The organism is Yersinia sp. 1252 StPb PI, from assembly GCF_048593885.1.
Lineage (GTDB): Bacteria > Pseudomonadota > Gammaproteobacteria > Enterobacterales > Enterobacteriaceae > Yersinia > Yersinia enterocolitica_E.
In genome coordinates, this window is the sequence record NZ_JAZGQE010000012.1 from 15,603 (window position 1) to 33,205 (window position 17,603).

The window sequence follows — 17,603 nt, forward strand, 5'->3', positions numbered from 1 at the left end:
ATATCATGATACGCAAAGCCTTTGTAATGCAGGTTAACCCTGATGCCCATGCAGAATATCAGCGGAGGCACTCACCCATCTGGCCAGAACTGGAAGCGGTACTGAAAGCCCATGGCGCTCACCACTATTCAATTTTTCTCGATGACACGCGCAATTTGCTATTTGGTTTTGTCGAAATTGAATCAGAAGAGCGCTGGAATGCCGTGGCCCAAACCGCCATTTGCCAGCGCTGGTGGCAACATATGGCCGATGTGATGCCAGCCAACCCTGATAACAGCCCGGTAAGCCAGGCACTACGAGAAGTGTTCTATTTGGCATAGCTCGCCCGATGTGGAGCCTGGCTCCACATCTTTCAGGACGTTGCCAGTCCCTGCACATAGTCTTCAAACACCGGATGACCTATCACCACATCAATAAAACAGCTCAGCGCCGGTGAGTTCAACTTACGACTCGGATACACCAGATACAGCTCATTACCTTCAGCCTGCCATTGTGGTAACACTTCCACTAATTGACGGTTTGCCACCACTTCACGGCTTAAAAATGCCGGTAATAGGGTGATACCACCACCTGCCAGGGCACATTCACGGGCATACAGTAGATTATCAGTGACATGTAGCGCAGGTACCTGCCAGCGGTAAAACTCATCTTCACGGCGTAAAATCAGCGCCTGCCAGGCACGGTGGGCAATGCAACGGTGAGTATCCAGTTGCCTTGGATGAGTGAGTGGCGGATGCTGTGCCTGATAGGTGGGTGACGCCAACAGATAGCGTGGCGCATAGCCCAATCGGCGGCCAATCAGTGACGAGTCCTGTGGCTTACCGGTGCGCAATGCCACATCGAAGCCTTCTTCAACCAAGTCTACCATGGAGTCCGAGACTAACACTTCCAACAGCACATCCGGGTATTGCCGCTGGAAATCTGTTGCCAACCGCGCCAGTAAAGTCGCGCCCAGCCCTGCCGGAGTTGAGATGCGCAAGCGGCCACTGGGGTTATCCTTCAGGCGTTGCAGCGCCAGATCAGCGCGCTCTGCGGCTTGTAGCATCTCCTGACAATGCACCAGATAGCGCTCACCGGCAAAGGTCAGGTTCAGCTGACGGGTGGTTCGATTGAGTAAACGGATACCTAAGTTTTGTTCTAATTGACTGATGCGCTGGCTGACACTGGATTTCGGCAAACCCGCCATTTCAGCGGCGCGGGTAAAGCTGCCACACTCCGCGACTCGTGCAAACAGCGCCATATCCTGAAGTTGTTTAAACATGATTGTTTATCTTAGACGAACACTGCGTTAGTGATTGTCCATCTTATCACCACCACCAAGAAGGTCTAGACTCAATCCATACGCTAAACAGGAGTATTACCATGTCAGTTAAAGCCATTGCCGTGAACCCGCAACAACCCACCGATTTTATTGAAGTCGCTCTGGACTCACTCACTCCCGGTCCGTTTGATTTGCTGGTTGAGGTTAAAGCCGCATCCATCAATCCGGTTGATACCAAAGTACATGCTGGCCTGAAGAAGAATGGCCTGCAACAGCCGCGAATTCTGGGTTGGGATGCCGCTGGAGTGGTCATCAGCGTCGGTGCGAACGTCACCGAGTTCCGTGCAGGTGATGAAGTGTGGTATGCCGGCGATATCACCCGCCCCGGTAGCAATGCTAACCAACAGTTGGTTGATGCTCGCATCGTGGCCCACAAACCCCGCTCATTCAACTGGGCGCAGGCCGCTGCATTGCCATTAACCGCAATAACTGCATGGGAAGCGCTGTTTGAACATCTAAAAATTCAGCACGCCAGTGCCGGACAAAGTTTATTGATCATCGGGGGAGCGGGCGGGGTTGGCTCATTAGCTATTCCTCTGGCGGCATTACGTAGCCCGCTAAAAGTGATAGCAACAGCATCACGGCCAGCATCAGCCGCCTGGTGTCGTGAACGTGGAGCGGACTTAACCGTTGATTATCACCATCTGAAAGCTGAGCTGGCAGAAGAAGGTATTGATAAAGTTGATTATATTCTTTGCCTGAATGACACCGACGGCCACTGGCCCGCCATCAGTGAGCTCATCGCACCATTGGGGCAAATCTGTACCATCGTTGAGAATGAAAAACCGTTGGATCAAAATCAGTTAAAACTAAAAAGTGCCGCCCTGCATTGGGAATTTATGTTCACCCGCAGTATGTTCTCTACCCCGGATATCGCCCAACAAGGGCAAATTTTGAAACAGGTAAGCCAGTTGGTGGATGAGGGCAAACTGCCAGGCACCTTAAGCGAAACACTGCACGGCCTGACAGTGGAAAACCTGCATGCCGCCCACGCGCAAGTTGCAGGCGGGCATATGCAGGGTAAAGTGGTTATTGCTTACTAAATATATTATTAAAAGGGCTATTTTATTTGCCATTTTACATTTGGGCAGTGCTCACAAAATGCATACATTTTGAACGCCCTTAAGGGCGGCCCGTAGGGGGAGCGTAGCGAATAAAATCCTCACGTAGCCATGATTTATAAGGTCATGGTATACGCTCCGGTTTCTGTGCGCTGTCCGCATGCAAACTGACTGCAACAATCACGCCCTCAGATATCAAATTTTCATCAACCCTATTGTTGTACATCACTCAATAATGAAGGGCGGGCAAGGCGTTGCAGGTCCGCGGCCAGTAACTGCTGCACCAGTTCGACGCAGCGCAGAAAGCGTTCATCATAGTCTGCCGATTCGACGTGAACATATTCGATATTATTACTGCGCAACATCTGCTCCAGTAAGTTCTGGAAGGATTTGCGGTCACGATCGCTCCCCAGGCTGCGCAAACCATCGGCAACCCACGGCGTATTATTTTCCAACAAAATAACCAGATCAAAACGGTATTCATCAATCAGCGCCTGCACGAAGGGGTGCTCTTTGCCTTCATACTTTTTGCAAAAGGCCTGCGTGGTAACAAAGTCAGTATCGATAAATGCCACTTTGTTGGCGTATTTCACCGCAAAATCCACATACTGTGCCTGCCCCAGCGCGATTTTGTCGTAATCAGAATATTGCAACGCCATCTCATCGCCGCCAAGATGGGAGAAGACATAATCCCGGCCATATTCCCACGCACTGGTAGTATTGAAGATATTGGCTAACTTATTGACCAAAGTGGATTTCCCACTGGATTCACCGCCCAGTATCGCCACAGTACGGACAAAAAATGGCTTCACTTCAGTCGGAATATAGTCCCAGTAACGGAAAGGGTCACGGCGGATCTGGCGACCACTGATATTCATAAATGAGCGCTGTGGATCAATCAGGATGGTTTCGATGCCAAATTGCTCGTTGTAATGCGGCGCATCCTGGCTTTCGCTGGAATAAATAAAATTCGGAACAATGCCTTTTTCATTCATAAAGCTTTTTACGCCATGGCTCCACACATCCCAGCCATGGGGGTACGGCTCGATACCGTGCTCATCAAACGAATGAATATGGATATTTTTCTGATATTTAAAGGTTTGTAACAACCAGCGCAAACGGTCACTGACCGTCGGTTGCTGTGACATCGAACTGTTCTCAAACAGCTCACGATCGCGTGGCTCATCGAAACAAAGAATGATGTGCAACTCGTCAACCTGGCTACAGGCGCGCTGGATTAAATAGATATGGCCGGTATGCAGCGGGTAAAATTTACCAAACACCACGCCGACTTTTTTCTCACGGCGGGGAAACTCCAGCCCGAGGAAACGGTGCAGAGCTTCAAGCTTTTGCGCACTGGGGCTTTTGATTTTGTCGTTGAGTAGCTGGCTTAAATAACCTTTGGTCATGCCGTTGCATTCGGCCACTTGCTGTAAGGTGCAACCCTTTTGCTTAATTGCTGTTTTGAGATAGTCGAATTGCAGCATACCGCCTCCTTGTTTAGTGCGCTAAACAAAAATAACACAGTATGCTGCAAGATGAACACGACTAAATTAGCGGTTATAAATCCTCTAACACCGCCAACGCATCAGCCAATTTCTTCACACCGAACACCTGCATATTGGGCAGGGGCTTCTTCGGCATATTGGCATACGGCACGATAGCGCGTTTAAAACCGTGTTTGGCCGCCTCAGAGATACGCTCTTGACCACTGGGTACTGGGCGAATTTCACCGGCTAGCCCTACCTCACCAAACACCACTAAATCCTGTGGCAGCGGGCGGTCACGCAAGCTGGATACTAGCGACATCAGCAATGCCAGATCAGCACTGGTTTCTGTCACTTTCACACCACCCACCACATTGACGAACACATCTTGGTCCGACATCTGTAATCCGCCATGGCGATGTAATACCGCCAGCAAGATTGCCAGCCGGTTCTGTTCCAGACCGACCGCCACCCGACGTGGGTTGGACATCATTGAGTGATCGACCAGTGCCTGAATCTCTACCAGCAGCGGGCGAGTCCCTTCCCATACCACCATCACCGAGCTACCAGCAGTGACTTCATCCCCACGGCTGAGGAAAATCGCCGACGGGTTGCTAACTTCACGCAAGCCCTGTTCGGTCATGGCAAATACGCCTAACTCATTAACCGCACCAAAGCGGTTTTTGTGGCTACGCAGCGTACGGAAACGAGTATCACCGTCACCATCAAGCATCACAGAGCAGTCAATACAGTGCTCCAGCACTTTCGGCCCGGCCAGTGAACCATCTTTCGTCACATGGCCCACCATGATAATGGCGACACCCCGGGTTTTGGCAAAACGGGTCAGGTAGGCGGCCGTTTCGCGCACTTGGGCCACGCTGCCCGGCGACGACTGAATATCCGCCATATGCATCACCTGAATGGAGTCGATCACCATCAAGCGCGGCTGCTCTTGCTCAGCAATCAAGCAAATTTGCTCGATACTGGTTTCCGACAGCATATTGAGGCCCGCAGTAGGCAACCCCAAACGATGCGCACGCATCGCCACCTGCTGCAACGACTCTTCGCCGGTGACATACAGGGTTTTCATGTTTTCAGACAGCTTGCAGAGCGTTTGCAACAGTAAGGTACTTTTCCCCGCGCCGGGGTTACCACCAATCAGAATGGCACTGCCCGGCACTACACCACCACCCAGCACCCGATCAAACTCCAGAAAGCCCGTTGAAAAGCGCGGTAGTTCGTCCAGACTGATATCTGACAGCTTCTGTACCCGGCTGACGCCTGCATCACCGGCATAGCCACCAAAACGCTCATTGCGCGACGACGACGAGGTTGCCGCCGCCAGCCTGATTTCGGTAATGGTATTCCAGGCATTACAGGCACTGCACTGCCCCTGCCAACGAGGATAATCGGCACCACACTCATTACAGACAAATGCTCGTTTTGGCGCTTTAGCCACGGTTCACCTCAATTTAATTAGCTCACACCTGCCTGAACCCCAAATTACCTAACAGGCGTAATTGTTGCAGGCAGTTTGAGTGCAGACAGCGCGCAGAAACCGCAGCGTACACCATGACGTTGTAAACCATGGCGACATGAGGATTTTATTCGCTACGCTCCCCCTACGGGCCGCCCTTAAGTGTGTTCAAAATGCATGCGTTTTGTGAGCACTGCACAAGCTCAAAAATGGCAAATAAAACAGCCTATTTCATCGTTCTTCATGCTTCAGACTGCCGGTCAAAATGCAAAGAACACTCAGCAAATCACCGTGACGGATCGCCACTTTCGCTTTGGCATACACCTTCGGCTTTGCATGGAAAGCCAGCCCTAAACCGGCGGCTTGCATCATTTTCAGGTCATTGGCGCCATCGCCGATAGCCACTGTTTGAGCAATAGGGATATTGAGTTTTTCCGCCAACTTGAGCAGGGTATCGGCTTTATATTGTGCATCGACAATCGGCCCTAACACTTTGCCGGTCAGCTTGCCGTCTTTGATTTCAAGTTCATTGGCTGCCACATCGACCAGACGCAGTTTGTCGCGCAGATATTCAGCGTAATAAGTAAAACCACCGGAGGCGATCGCCACATGCCAATCTAATGCCTGAAGCTTACGGACCAGGCTGGTCAGCCCCGGCATCAATGGCAGTTGGTCACGTACCTGTTTTAAGATATTGGCATCCGCCCCTTTCAGGGTGGCAACCCGCTGACGCAGGCTGGCGGCGAAGTCCAATTCACCTTGCATGGCGCGTTCGGTGACGGCAGCCACTTCTTCGCCAACACCGGCGAGCTTGGCAATCTCATCAATACATTCGATTTGGATGGCAGTTGAATCCATATCCATCACCAGCAGGCCCGGGGTACGCAAATGCGGGATAGCCCCCAGAGGGGCGACATCAAGACCGTTTTCATCCGCTAACGTTTTAATCCGTGGGGTTAAACTGCCGGCCAAACGGATGACCTGATAATCCTCCACACACCAAGCGGAGACAATCACCATGGCGGCACCCAATTGGCCCTGAAAACCCGTAATACGCTGTTTATCCAGCTTTCTACCGTACAGTAGCCAACCTGTATGACCGGCACGATAATCCAGCGGCATGACCTCATCACCACTGAGCGAAAGTGGCAGACCCGGCCATTGATAGATCTCCGCGGGGAGATCGCAATAGGTCAGACTATTAGACATGAATGACTCCTGTAGAAAACGGGGTAAAGACCAGACAAAAGGACGCATCAAGCTATCCTATCGCCCTTGCTTCTGGCAACATAAAGTCACCGATTCTTGCAAGGAACCTGCATGGCTAAGGCCAAACTAAAATTCCGACTGCACCGTACGGCTATTGTGCTGATTTGCCTGGCATTATTAGTCTTGCTGATGCAAGGTGCATCCTATTTCAGCCTCAGTCATCAACTCGCTCGTTCGGAACAAGTTGAAGAGCTGGCGAAAACACTGGCAAAACAAGTCACTTTCAGCCTCGCCCCCATCATGGACAGTGGGGATGATGATATCGACAGCCAAAAAGTTGACGAAATTCTCCAGCAACTGACGCAATCAAGCCGCGTATTGGATGCCAGTGTATATCAAATTGACGGAACGCTGGTCGCCAGCGCCGGAGAGAACGTAAAAGTACGTGATCGACTGGCTTTGGATGGTAAACGCCCCGGCAGCTATTTCAACCACCAGATTGTCGAGCTGATCCCCGGAAAAAGCGGGCCAAGCGGCTTTCTGCGTATGACGCTGGACACCCATGTGCTGGCGACGGAATCCAAGCAAGTGGATAATACCACCAATTTGCTGCGCTTGATGATTCTCGTCGCGCTGGCGGTGGGGATCATTCTGGCTCGCACTCTGCTGCAAGGTCGCCGCAGCCGTTGGCAGCAATCACCTTATCTGCTCACCGCCAATACGCCGGTCAAAGAAGATGAGGATGAAACACCAGAGACAGCTGCCAGTCAGGCAGATGCAAATAAAAAGACGGGCGATAAATAATACTGCGGATAGATATTATGCCATGCGCTCAATTAGCGTGGTGAGAGAAAGCAGTTGTCCCTGCATCTGTCGGGCAATAAGTTTGAATTCATTACTGATGTTCGAGTGATCTATCACCTGTTGCCAGAATATATTTGCCAGTTGCTGTGCGCGTTGCCAGTGCAGCTTGCTGATATCAGCAGATAAAGAGATTTCCGGCACGTTGTGGCGCATATTCCCCGTACTCGTCGGGGCAAATGCCATTGGCAGCATATCGTAAACTGGCGCTAATGATAGTGGTGTGTTCTCAGGATGCAGAAAGGAAAGGTTACCTTGGTGCATATCGGTATTGGCGATTAATTTGCCAAATGCCCAGATAACGTTAACCTGTTCTAATGCCGGCGCGGCCAGTAATCCTTTATCGACTAATTGTTGGCAAACTTGTGGCCAACTGGCGACTGGGTTGCCAACAAATTCGGCATTAACCGCCTCTAAAGAAACTATCCCTAAACGACCACGCTGCCCGCAGCGATCAAATCGCTCTACCTCAAGGAATATTTGCCTACCAACACCCTGTAAAACCTGACTTGTGGCCGCTTTATAACCCCCATTATTTAAGGTGCTAAGTGCAAGCGACTCAGATATCAGTAGGTCACCCCAGCGCCGACTATTGGCGTTTTGTGAAGAGGCAGAAAATTTGACAATAACATATGACGAAGGCCGCTCCAGATTCCCTGCATAACAAGTAAATTTCGGTTGTTCGCCGCCCGCAGAAGAACCGACCATTTCACCCGCCAGAGCCATTTGAGAAAGTTCTGCATAACGAGATAACTTATCTACCGGATCGATAGGTATCGCATCAGGTGCTGCTAACCAATGTTGATAACTTTGTTGTCCAATCAATATATTGCCATTCATATCATCGGCCTGACGTGACAGAGCTAATAAGATATGGTCTTCATTCCACAAACGAACATCATCGGTGAGCTGTAACTTACCTGCAACTGACTTCCCCCAAATCCGCCCGAGAAACCCCTGCGGCCGCATATCAGTCAAATACCACGGCAAGCTATCAAATAGCTGCCATGTATCAGATGCCAGTTGATGTACACAGCACATTTCAGCCGGATGGATAGGATAGAGTATCGCGAAATGGGTTGCATGACCCTGTTCATCGATACGATATAGCGGAAATGCATGCTCTGCGGCACTATCTCCAGCAATGTACCGCCGCAAGGCATATTGTGTTGCTTTGCCTTTACCTATTTTCAGCACCCTCTCTTTTAACCCGCTTAACTGCCGGGAAACCGTGGGTTGACTGATTGCCATAGCTTGCGCCAGATAGCTCGCGGTCGCCGGTTTTTGGCGTAATAACGTTTCCAGAGAGAGCATATGAATAGATTCGTGAATAGAATGATGAATAGATTTATAGCGCTAATTATCTGATGTGTAAAGAAACCTATTTTTTCTGGCAGATTTTATGAATAGATTCAGCGGCAGAAATCGCTGCCGCTGAATAGAGGGAAGCAGAGACGGGATTACTTCTGATCGCCCAACAACACCGATTCTAATGCAATTTCAATCATGTCATTGAAGGTGGTCTGGCGCTCCGCAGCGGTGGTTTGCTCACCGGTACGGATATGGTCAGAAACAGTACAGATGGTCAGGGCTTTAGCACCGAACTCCGCGGCAACGCCGTAGATACCGGCCGCTTCCATTTCCACGCCCAGAATGCCGTATTTTTCCATCACATCAAACATTTGCGGGTCTGGCGTGTAGAACAGGTCAGCAGAGAAGATGTTACCTACACGGACGTCGATACCTTTCGCTTTTGCCGCATCCACTGCATTGCGGGTCATTTCAAAGTCAGCAATCGCTGCATAGTCGTGATCTTTAAAGCGCATACGGTTTACTTTGGAGTCGGTACAAGCCCCCATGCCGATCACCACATCACGCAGTTTCACATCAGCGCGAACCGCACCACATGAACCGACACGAATGATTTTTTTCACGCCAAAATCAGTGATCAGTTCTTTGGCGTAAATGGAGCAGGACGGGATACCCATACCGTGGCCCATTACCGAGATTTTGCGGCCTTTATAAGTACCGGTGAAGCCCAACATGCCACGCACATTGTTCACTTCGCGCACGTCTTGCAGGAAGGTTTCGGCGATAAATTTCGCACGCAGTGGATCCCCTGGCATCAATACAACATCAGCGAAATCACCCATTTCAGCATTAATATGTGGCGTTGCCATAATCACTTTCCTTAAAAATCAGAGAATTAAAATTTATATTACTGAACTGTTTTTAAGTTTGAACTACTTTGCACAGTTCAGAGAAAATCAGCCATCGCCAGCGTAGATGAGCACCGACAGTTTGGGCACGGCCAGCGCACAGCCCCCGGAGCGTACACGCAGTACGTGAGGAGGGCGAGCACTGACTGCCCGGGTTCAAAATGGCACGCTCAGCTTAGCTGAATGACTTAAAGCATATTCTTACCGTAATCCATTGGGGATAGATTGAAATATGTCGCTACCGTCTGCCCAATATCAGCAAAGGTCTCACGATGCCCAAGCGATCCTGGTTTGACTTTCGGGCCGTAAACCAAGACCGGAATGTGCTCACGGGTATGGTCAGTGCCCGGCCAGGTTGGATCACAACCGTGGTCAGCCGTCAGGATCAGGATGTCATCTTCTTTTACCAGCGCCATCAACTCAGGCAGGCGGCGGTCGAACAGTTCCAATGCAGCAGCATAACCAGCAACGTCGCGACGGTGACCGTAAGAAGAGTCAAAATCCACAAAGTTAGTGAACACGATAGTGTTGTCACCGGCTTTCTTCATTTCTTCTATCGTGGCATCAAATAGCGCATCCAGACCGGTGGCTTTCACTTTCTGAGTAATACCCACATGCGCATAGATATCGGCAATTTTACCGATAGAAACCACTTCTCCCCCTTTCTCATCCACCAGTTTTTTCAACATGGTTGGCGCTGGCGGTTCAACGGCCAGATCATGGCGGTTACCGGTGCGTTGGAAGTTACCTGGCTTGTCACCAATAAACGGACGCGCAATCACACGACCAATATTGTAGCCACCCTCGGTCAGCTCTTCGCGGGCAATTTCACATAATTCATACAAGCGATCCAGGCCAAAGGTCTCTTCGTGGCAGGCAATCTGGAACACCGAGTCAGCCGAGGTATAGAAAATCGGTTTGCCGGTTTTCATATGCTCTTCACCCAGTTGGTCAAGGATAACGGTCCCACTTGAGTGACAGTTACCCAGATAACCCGGCAGGTTGGCCCGTTTTACCAGTTTATCCAACAGTTCCTGTGGGAAACTGTTTTCGACATCACTGAAGTAACCCCAGTCAAACAGCACCGGCACCCCCGCAATCTCCCAGTGGCCTGACGGTGTATCTTTACCGGAGGATAACTCACTGGCATAACCATAGGCACCAATGATATCTGCATTCTTATCCAGCCCGACCGGGAATTTACCGGTGGACTCTTCGGCAGCTTTACCCAACCCTAAACGACTCAGGTTTGGCAGCGTCAATGGGCCACTACGACCAACGTTAGCTTCACCACGGGCGCAGACCTCAGCAATGTGGCCCAGAGTGTCGGCCCCTTCGTCACCAAATTTTTTAGCATCTGCGCTGGCACCGATACCAAATGAGTCTAATACCATAATAAATGTACGTTTCATCATTTTCTCCTGCGTGGGTTCACGCTCTGGGGCAGCAATGTTCATCGGCTCCCCCATGTAATTAATCAATCTGTTTTCGCTAACACTTGCCTTCAAGGGCAAATATCTTCAATAACAAAAGTATGGCGTTTATTCAGTAATACGGCGATAGATAACCGGTGTTTCTTCCGGCGCTTTGTCACCCAAGGTGATCGCCGCACGTAGTGCATCTGCTGCCTGCTGCCAGTCATCTTCGTTATTGGCATGAATCACCGCTAAGGGTTGCTGACCATCAACACCGGTCCCCAGACGTGCCATTTCAGTGATACCAACACTATAATCAATAGGATCAGTTGCCCGACGACGACCGCCGCCGAGGGAAACCACCGCCATACCCAGTGCACGGGTATCCATCGCAGTAACCACGCCTGCTCGTTCAGCAAATACCGGCTTGCTCAACATGGCAACCGGTAGGTAGCTGTCATAGCGCTCAACGAAATCACTTGGGCCTTTTTGCGCCGCCACCATGCGACCAAAGAGTTCTGCTGCTTTACCGTTATCCAGCACCGCCTGTAGCTTGGATCTGGCGTCAGCATCATCTTGCGCCAAACCACCTGATAACAGCATTTCAACGCACAGCGCCATCGTCACTTCTAACAAGCGTGGATTACGATATTCACCCGTCAGGAAACGTACCGCTTCGCGCACTTCAACCGCATTACCGGCGCTGGAAGCCAACACCTGATTCATATCGGTCAATAGTGCCGTTGTTTTACAACCCGCGCCGTTAGCCACACTGACAATAGCCTGTGCTAAATCGGCAGATAATTGATATGTCGGCATAAAGGCACCAGAACCCACCTTCACATCCATCACCAACGCATCCAGCCCTTCAGCCAGTTTCTTCGCCAAAATAGAAGCGGTAATCAGTGGAATGGAATCTACAGTGGCGGTGATATCACGGGTAGCGTAGAAACGTTTATCTGCCGGTGCTAATGAGCTGGTTTGACCAATGATGGCGACACCGACGTCCTGAATGATTTTACGGAACGCATTATCATCGGGGAAAATATCAAAACCGGGTATAGCTTCCAGTTTGTCCAAGGTTCCGCCGGTATGGCCCAGACCACGGCCAGAAATCATCGGCACATAGCCACCACAGGCTGCGACCATCGGGCCGAGCATCAGTGATGTCACATCACCCACGCCACCGGTAGAGTGTTTATCCACGATGGGGCCGTTTAGATTAAGGCTCTGCCAGTTGAGCACCGTGCCAGAATCACGCATTGCCATGGTTAGTGCCACGCGCTCCGGCATGCTCATGTCATGGAAATAGATGGTCATCGCCAAAGCAGCAATCTGCCCTTCGGAAACCACATTGTCGCGGATCCCATTGATAAAGAAACGAATCTCTTCTTCGCTCAGTGGCTGACCGTCGCGTTTTTTACGGATAATTTCTTGTGCCAGAAACACAGCATCCCCCTGACCTAAATAAGGATAAAAGCCGCACGGCAGGCTAGTCGCCCGCAGCGCATCGGCTAAACTCAATGATTGCGATAATGATTAGTAACCGCTACTTTTGCTATCACTCTGATGGCCCAGCGTGGTTAATAAGCTGGCTAACAGACTGGATGCGCCAAAGCGGAAGTGGCGGGCGTCGGCCCAACCCTCACCCATCAATTGATCGGCCAGTTGCAGGAATTGCGCGGCATCTTCGGCAGTACGTACTCCGCCCGCTGGCTTAAAGCCGACGGTTTTACCCACACCTAAATCACGGATAGTGCTCATCATAATACCCGCACTTTCCAGTGTGGCATTGACCGGCACTTTACCGGTGGAGGTTTTGATGAAATCCGCGCCAGCTTTAATAGCAATTTCAGAGGCTTGACGGATCAAGTGCTCTTGCTTTAACTCACCGGTCTCTATGATTACTTTCAGTAATACATTCGCGGCAGCGCAGGCTTCTTTGCACTCTTTCACTAATTCGAAGCCGACCTTATCATTACCCGCCATTAAGGCGCGGTAAGGGAAAACCACATCCACTTCATCAGCACCATAGGCAATGGCGGCACGGGTTTCGGCCAGTGCAATAGCAATATCATCATTGCCATGTGGGAAGTTAGTCACTGTTGCAATACGGATTTCAGGGGTACCCTGCTCGCGCAACGTTTTACGCGCAATAGGAATAAAGCGGGGATAAATACAGATTGCGGCCGTGTTACCGGCAGGGCTTTTTGCCTGATGACACAGCGCGATAACCTTATCATCGGTATCGTCGTCATTCAGGGTAGTTAAATCCATCAAACTCAGTGCGCGTTTGGCATAATCGTTAAGATTCGCGCAGGCGGTTAAATCGGTCATAAAACTCTCCAACACTATTTCAGCCCCAGCACCTTGCCAGAACTGAGCATCTATTTATGAGCGGACAAAGAGACCGTACCGGCATCTTTGGTGATTAAAAGTCCCCCTCAGTAGGCGTAATTGTTGCAGTCAGGCAAATAACATAGCCCTAATGAGAAGGTTCTAAGCTCAATACGTTGGCGAGCGGACTTGGTTCCTTGAAGATAGCCCCTATGGGTGGCAATTGAGATCCATCTCACCGCACTAACTACTTGGTCATTGCTTACATCACTGATGCAATGAGACTCCGTACACACTTTAGGCTTTCATTCCGAAAGCCAATAACACTATTTGAACACGTTATCGGCAGCTTGGGTGTGTTCAATTTCACACTAATCAATAGTAACTTGTAACGAGACGGAATTATATGTGATTAAAGTCACAAAATAACCTAATTTATAGCTTTCTGACCACGATACGCTCACTCGCTTCAAGAATAGCCTATGGGCAGGAATACGCAGTATTGTAGGCCTGAACCATAAAAAATTAAGCGTCAGCGGCGCAGACAGTTTGGGTGCGGACAGCGCGCAGGGACTGGAGCGTACACGAAGTAGGTGACAAGCCCCGAGCACTGCCCAATCCCAAAATGGCAAGTCAAGCTAGCCTAATTATAATGCCAGGAAGAAACCGGCGATCGTCGCACTCATCAGATTCGACAATGTGCCTGCCGCTACCGCTTTCAGGCCGAAACGCGCGATATCGTGACGGCGGTTTGGGGCCATACTACCCAAGCCACCCAATAAAATGGCAACAGATGACAAGTTAGCAAAACCGCACAGCGCGAAGGAGATAATAGCCTTAGTGTGCTCGGAAAGAACCTGTAAACCCGCGGCTTTGACTAACTCTTCCGCCTGGAGATACTGACCGAAATTCATAAATGCTACGAATTCGTTAACGATAATCTTCTGGCCGATAAATGAACCAGCCACCATCGCTTCACTCCATGGGATGCCTATCAAGTAAGCAATCGGCGAGAATACCCAACCCAGAATCAACTCTAGCGAAAGTTGTGGATAATCAAACCAGCCACCAATCCCACCCAGAATACCATTGAGCAGAGCAATCAAAGCGATAAAGGCCAACAGCATTGCCCCTACATTCAATGCCAGTTGCATGCCGGAAGCCGCGCCAGAGGCCGCTGCATCAATAACGTTAGCTGGGCGTTCATCTTCAGCAATCAAGGTCGTAGCATCAACGTTATCGTGCGTTTTTTCAGTTTCCGGCACCATCAGTTTAGCAAACAGTAACCCACCCGGCGCTGCCATAAAGGAAGCAGCAATCAGATATTCCAATGGTACCCCCATTTGCGCATAACCGGCCAATACTGAACCGGCAACGGAAGCTAAACCGCCGCACATTACCGCAAACAGTTCAGATTGAGTCATGGTGGCAATATAAGGGCGCACCACTAACGGCGCTTCAGTTTGGCCAACAAAGATATTAGCTGTGGCGGAAAGGGATTCAGTACGTGAAGTGCCCAGCAACTTTTGCAAACCACCGCCCAATACCTTAATAACGATTTGCATGATGCCAAGGTAATACAGAACGGCAATCAATGATGAGAAGAATACAATTACCGGTAATACTCGCAGGGCGAATACAAAGCCGCCACCACCAAAAACTTCAAACATTTTGTCAGAAACCAAACCGCCAAAAATAAATGAAATCCCCTCATTACCGTAGGCGATAACGTTAGCGACGCCTTCTGACATACCGCCCAGAATGCGGCGCCCGATGGGCACATATAATACCAGCGCACCAATAGCGATCTGGATAATAAATGCACCTACAACAGTGCGGATATTAATCGCCCTATAATTACTTGAAAGAAGTACGGCTATTAATATCAGTACTGCCATTCCAACCAGACTCATTAGCATGTCGCTATCCCTAATAGTGAAATCATTAATTAAATTGAAATAATTTTCGGGGGATTATACCGACATGAAGACGCTATCAAATAATCTCTGTCACAAATAAACACAACTAAAAGCAACCGAATCAACGTAAGTGTGACAAAAGTCACATTAAAAAGCGAAAATAAAGAGATCACACAAATTATTAGTATGGTTTGTATATTCCCGGTGGTGATTTAAAGTGGGCAGCTATCGGCGGGCGGTAATCGGAACAAACGTTGACTATTCGCTAACAACTGGCTGGCAATCTGTTGTGGCGTTTCAGAGCGTAGCTGACACAACACGCTGAACACATCAGCAGCCCGCTCGGGCCGGTTTGGTTGCCCCTGAAAACCGGCTAACGGCATATCTGGCGCGTCGGTTTCCAGCAGTAATGCGGAAAGAGGCAATGCGGCCATGACACTCCGGGTTTTCTGTGCCCGCACATAAGTAATGGTCCCACCCACACCAATATAATAACCCAAGCGAATAAATGCCTGCGCCTGCGCCAGGCTACCGGCGAAACCATGTACAACACCAGTGCGCGGCAACACCGTTTTACGCAGCACCGAGGCTAATTGGTCATGGGAACGGCGAGAATGCAGAATAACAGGCAGATCATGCTGTTTAGCCAACTTAAGTTGCGCCTGCAATAGCGCCAACTGGCGTGGTAACTGCGGCTCATCCATATAAAGATCCAGGCCAATTTCCCCCACGGCCACCAGCTTGTGAGTTTTGTTCGCCAGATAGGATGCCAGTGTCGCCAAATCGGCCTCTTGATGTTGAGCGATATAAAGTGGATGCATGCCGAGTGCGGCAAAAAGGGGCGGATAGTTCGCAGCCAAGGCTAAAATACGGGGAAAATAAGCAGCACCCACCGCAGGAACAATCAATTGCCTGACATTCGCCTGAGCCGCAGTGACTAAACTGGCCGCTTCAGCACCACTGAATGGAGGGAAATCAAAGTGACAGTGGGTATCGATAAAATAAGCTTTATCGCTAAGATTCACTATCTGCTCACTCACTTGTACCATTAGGCGGTATCACCTTTGTTTTTTGCCACACTGGCAGGCAAAATTATCTCTACTGGCAAGGGCTTTCTATTGGTATTCGTTGGAATAATCAACCCATTGTCACTCATACTCATCTGAGCCGGTAGGCCATAGTGAGTGGCGGTCACTGAATCCGCTGGTGTAATGATATCCGGCGTTTGAGTAATATCAAATGAAGAGTCATCAGTATCAATTAGCTCTGCCATATCATCTGGTTGATTAATATCTTGTGGCTGAATGATACGACGTGAAAGTGAAATCGAGGTTTTCTCCCCATTGATTCCAGTCGGATCCCGTTGATCTTGCGGTAATAGCCAGTGCCCGACGGTAGCCAAAAAATAGCGACCACAACGGCGGCCTAAATGATAATCACGATTTAGTGCCGCAATTCGGCTCCCCAGTGCATTACTGGCAAGTGGCTTAGGCGGAAAAATTTCGAAAATACGCAGGTCACCGGGCGGCTTTTCAATAAATTGCTGAATACGGTGATAGCTCTGCTCATGTTGCTGCATAATCCGCACCAGTTGTTGCAAACTACTTTCACTCAGCCAATGTTCCATCCGCTTCATCCATTGCGGTGTGTAATAGGCCTGCGACGGTACAGTCCGAATCACCACAATAGTATCAGCGCCACGGCGGTAGGCTTCCTCCACCGGGATGGCATCACTGATGCCACCATCCTGATAACTGATCCCCCCCAAATCCACCCCCTGACGGTATAAACCAGGAATAGCACTGGACGCTTTAATGGTCGGCAGCCAGCTTTCTCGAGTGGGGGAAATATAGGTAGGTTCAAAATCATCACTGCGGCAGGCACACATTAAGAATTCACGGCCATTGCGTAAATGCTCTTCAGCATGATCCATGGCCAGAGGCAACTGCTGGGATGTGATATCCACCAACCAGTCGAGATCAATTAAGTGGCCACCACGCACAAAACGTAATGGGTTAAAGAAATTAGCTGTGGTGGTGTAGCGGGTAATGACGCGGCGAGCGTAGCCGGGTTGACCGCAGATAAAGGCAGATAGATTTTGTGCACCGGCAGAGGTGCCAATCATCAGATCAAAAGGGTTAAAGCGGGCGCGTTGAAATTCATCCAGCACACCGGCTGTAAAAATTCCCCGCTGCCCGCCTCCCTCACAAACCAACGCCATTTTTCCGGGTTGGTATGGTTTATAGGCGAGTGGCTCAATATTACCGAGCGTGATAGGTATTCTGTATCCCACCATC

Annotated in this window: 15 protein-coding genes; 3 read left to right on the top strand and 12 right to left on the bottom strand. The window is 50.0% G+C overall.

Annotation, left to right across the window (positions count from 1 at the left end):
- Window positions 1–5: 5 nt before the first annotated feature.
- Complete coding sequence (rhaM, locus tag V2A85_RS03460) at window positions 6–320, top strand: L-rhamnose mutarotase (RefSeq protein ID WP_083160673.1); 315 nt, start codon at window positions 6–8, stop codon at window positions 318–320.
- A gap of 32 nt (window positions 321–352) precedes the next feature.
- Here the strand turns inward: rhaM and V2A85_RS03465 are convergent, their stop codons facing one another.
- Entirely contained in the window at window positions 353–1,261 is a 909-nt protein-coding gene (locus V2A85_RS03465) for a LysR family transcriptional regulator (RefSeq protein ID WP_420070887.1), read from the bottom strand.
- A 101-nt stretch (window positions 1,262–1,362) separates the two neighbouring features.
- On the opposite strand from V2A85_RS03465, the gene V2A85_RS03470 reads away from it, so the two are divergent.
- The gene (locus tag V2A85_RS03470; protein ID WP_372557952.1) at window positions 1,363–2,364 is read left to right on the top strand and encodes a zinc-binding alcohol dehydrogenase family protein; all 1,002 of its coding nucleotides are present in this window, start codon (window positions 1,363–1,365) and stop codon (window positions 2,362–2,364) included.
- Window positions 2,365–2,594: 230 nt separating this feature from the next.
- On the opposite strand, the gene nadR is transcribed toward V2A85_RS03470, so the two are convergent.
- From nadR to serB, 3 genes are all read right to left on the bottom strand, one after another.
- On the bottom strand, window positions 2,595–3,869 hold the full coding sequence (nadR, locus tag V2A85_RS03475) for a multifunctional transcriptional regulator/nicotinamide-nucleotide adenylyltransferase/ribosylnicotinamide kinase NadR (RefSeq protein ID WP_420070888.1): 1,275 nt from the start codon (window positions 3,867–3,869) through the stop codon (window positions 2,595–2,597).
- Between the two features lie 73 nt (window positions 3,870–3,942).
- Entirely contained in the window at window positions 3,943–5,328 is a 1,386-nt protein-coding gene (radA, locus tag V2A85_RS03480) for a DNA repair protein RadA (RefSeq protein WP_004701929.1), read from the bottom strand.
- 249 nt (window positions 5,329–5,577) lie between these two features.
- Complete coding sequence (serB, locus tag V2A85_RS03485) at window positions 5,578–6,555, bottom strand: phosphoserine phosphatase (protein ID WP_083160679.1); 978 nt, start codon at window positions 6,553–6,555, stop codon at window positions 5,578–5,580.
- 111 nt (window positions 6,556–6,666) lie between these two features.
- Here serB and V2A85_RS03490 point away from each other — a divergent pair, with 111 nt between their 5' ends.
- Window positions 6,667–7,359 (top strand): YtjB family periplasmic protein, encoded by a 693-nt coding sequence (locus V2A85_RS03490; RefSeq protein ID WP_420070889.1) that lies wholly within the window; start codon window positions 6,667–6,669, stop codon window positions 7,357–7,359.
- Between the two features lie 15 nt (window positions 7,360–7,374).
- Here V2A85_RS03490 and yjjJ read toward each other — a convergent pair whose 3' ends face one another.
- The 8 genes from yjjJ to V2A85_RS03530 form a co-directional block, all read right to left on the bottom strand.
- Window positions 7,375–8,730, bottom strand: coding sequence for a type II toxin-antitoxin system HipA family toxin YjjJ (gene yjjJ / locus V2A85_RS03495; RefSeq protein ID WP_420070890.1), 1,356 nt, complete (start codon window positions 8,728–8,730; stop codon window positions 7,375–7,377).
- Window positions 8,731–8,876: 146 nt separating this feature from the next.
- On the bottom strand, window positions 8,877–9,596 hold the full coding sequence (gene deoD / locus V2A85_RS03500) for a purine-nucleoside phosphorylase (RefSeq protein WP_372557947.1): 720 nt from the start codon (window positions 9,594–9,596) through the stop codon (window positions 8,877–8,879).
- 227 nt (window positions 9,597–9,823) lie between these two features.
- Window positions 9,824–11,047 carry a phosphopentomutase gene (gene deoB, locus V2A85_RS03505; protein WP_372559816.1) on the bottom strand — a complete coding sequence of 408 codons (1,224 nt, stop codon included), beginning with the start codon at window positions 11,045–11,047 and terminating at the stop codon, window positions 9,824–9,826.
- Window positions 11,048–11,176: 129 nt separating this feature from the next.
- Complete coding sequence (deoA, locus tag V2A85_RS03510; protein ID WP_420070891.1) at window positions 11,177–12,499, bottom strand: thymidine phosphorylase; 1,323 nt, start codon at window positions 12,497–12,499, stop codon at window positions 11,177–11,179.
- 90 nt (window positions 12,500–12,589) lie between these two features.
- Window positions 12,590–13,387, bottom strand: coding sequence for a deoxyribose-phosphate aldolase (gene deoC / locus V2A85_RS03515; RefSeq protein WP_050072495.1), 798 nt, complete (start codon window positions 13,385–13,387; stop codon window positions 12,590–12,592).
- Window positions 13,388–14,034: 647 nt separating this feature from the next.
- Window positions 14,035–15,306, bottom strand: coding sequence for a NupC/NupG family nucleoside CNT transporter (locus tag V2A85_RS03520; RefSeq protein ID WP_372557945.1), 1,272 nt, complete (start codon window positions 15,304–15,306; stop codon window positions 14,035–14,037).
- A 212-nt stretch (window positions 15,307–15,518) separates the two neighbouring features.
- Complete coding sequence (locus V2A85_RS03525; protein WP_420070892.1) at window positions 15,519–16,355, bottom strand: TatD family hydrolase; 837 nt, start codon at window positions 16,353–16,355, stop codon at window positions 15,519–15,521.
- Window positions 16,355–17,602 (bottom strand): patatin-like phospholipase family protein, encoded by a 1,248-nt coding sequence (locus V2A85_RS03530; RefSeq protein ID WP_420070893.1) that lies wholly within the window; start codon window positions 17,600–17,602, stop codon window positions 16,355–16,357. Before V2A85_RS03530 ends, V2A85_RS03525 begins: the two co-directional genes overlap by 1 nt.
- Window position 17,603 lies beyond the last annotated feature (1 nt).